This window comes from Pantoea wallisii (assembly GCF_002095485.1).
Lineage (GTDB): Bacteria > Pseudomonadota > Gammaproteobacteria > Enterobacterales > Enterobacteriaceae > Pantoea > Pantoea wallisii.
This window is the reverse complement of the sequence record NZ_MLFS01000130.1, coordinates 1-1,428: the sequence shown is the minus strand read 5'-3', so window position 1 is coordinate 1,428 and position 1,428 is coordinate 1. Positions and strand designations below refer to the sequence as shown.

Genomic DNA, 1,428 nt, shown 5'->3' with positions numbered 1-1,428 from the left:
TACGAGTTATTCAGGGCATGTAGCCATACGTCTGACAGGGCTTTCCTGATTGTGCCGGGAATTTCCGGTACACTTTATCCATTAGCGCCATGTCGTAAGGCGTAACGGCGGACAGAAGGATTAGAGTCGATGCAGGATTCACATTTTGATGTGGTGATAGTGGGCGGTGGCATGGTGGGTGCTGCACTGGCCTGCGGTCTGGCACAACAGCAGTTCCGCGTGGCGGTAATTGAGCGAGCCGAACCGGCGGCGTTTGAGGCCAGCCAGGAGCCGGATATACGCATCTCTGCCATTGGGGCCTCCTCGGTAGCGCTGCTGAAACAGCTGGCGGTCTGGTCACGCGTGCAGGCGATGCGCTGTGCGCCCTACCGTAAACTGGAAACCTGGGAGTGGCAGAGCGCACACGTCACCTTTGATGCCGCATCGCTCGGCTTACCCGAGCTGGGGTACATGGTGGAGAACTGCGTGCTGCAGCGCGCGCTGTGGGAGAAGATGCAGGAGGATGGCGTCACGCTGTTGTGCCCCGCCAGCCTGCAGGAGCTGCAACCGCATAATGCGGGCTGGCAGCTGGCACTGGATAATGGCAGCGTCATTACGGCGCGATTAGTGGTGGGTGCGGACGGCGCAAACTCGCGGGTTCGACAGCTGGCAGGGATTGGCGTACACGGCTGGAACTATGCGCAATCCTGCATGTTGATCAGCGTTGAATGCGAACACGATACCGGCGATGCCACCTGGCAGCAGTTCACGCCAGCCGGACCGCGCGCCTTCCTGCCGCTGTTTGATCGGCGAGCTTCGCTGGTGTGGTATGACGCGCCGGCCCGCATTCGTCAGTTACAAAGTCTGCCGCTCAGCCAGCTGGAGAAAGAGGTGCATGCAAACTTCCCGGCGCGGGTCGGACGTTTTCAGGTCAGCGCTGCGGCATCCTTTCCACTGGTACGGCGCCACGCAACGCGCTATGTCATGCCGGGATTGGCGCTGGTGGGCGACGCAGCGCACACCATCAATCCGCTGGCCGGGCAGGGCGTAAATCTGGGGTATCGTGATGTCGATGCGCTGATCAATACGCTGGTTGAAGCGCGCAGTCAGGCTCAGCTCTGGTCATCACTGCCTGTGCTGCAGCGTTACCATCGCCAGCGCTACACAGACAATCTGCTGATGCAGGGCGGCATGGACCTGTTCTATTTCACCTTTAGTAACGCGCTGCCGCCACTGCGCTTTGCGCGTAATCTTGGTCTGATTGCGGCTGAGAATGCGGGCATGCTGAAGCGTAAAGCGCTGCGCTATGCGCTGGGGCTGTAATCTGCATTGATTGGGGTCGTCAGCAGTGGCGGCCCGGTGCAGGAGAGTGTCAGCGATTCGGGACGACAAAAACAATAAAGCCCGCAAAAGCGGGCTTTATTGTGCAATTTGGCTGGGGTGCAGGGA

1 protein-coding gene is annotated in these 1,428 nt (G+C 59.8%); it reads left to right on the top strand.

The genetic code is table 11. The annotated features are described in order from the left end of the window. Positions 1–129 precede the first annotated feature (129 nt). Positions 130–1,302 carry a 3-demethoxyubiquinol 3-hydroxylase gene (ubiF, locus tag HA48_RS21890; RefSeq protein WP_128603176.1) on the top strand — a complete coding sequence of 391 codons (1,173 nt, stop codon included), beginning with the start codon at positions 130–132 and terminating at the stop codon, positions 1,300–1,302. Positions 1,303–1,428 lie beyond the last annotated feature (126 nt).

Coding starts and splice junctions, on each gene's coding strand:
- ubiF (WP_128603176.1), top strand. CDS start 130: ATGCAGGATTCACATTTTGATGTGGTGATAGTGGGCGGTGGCATGGTG.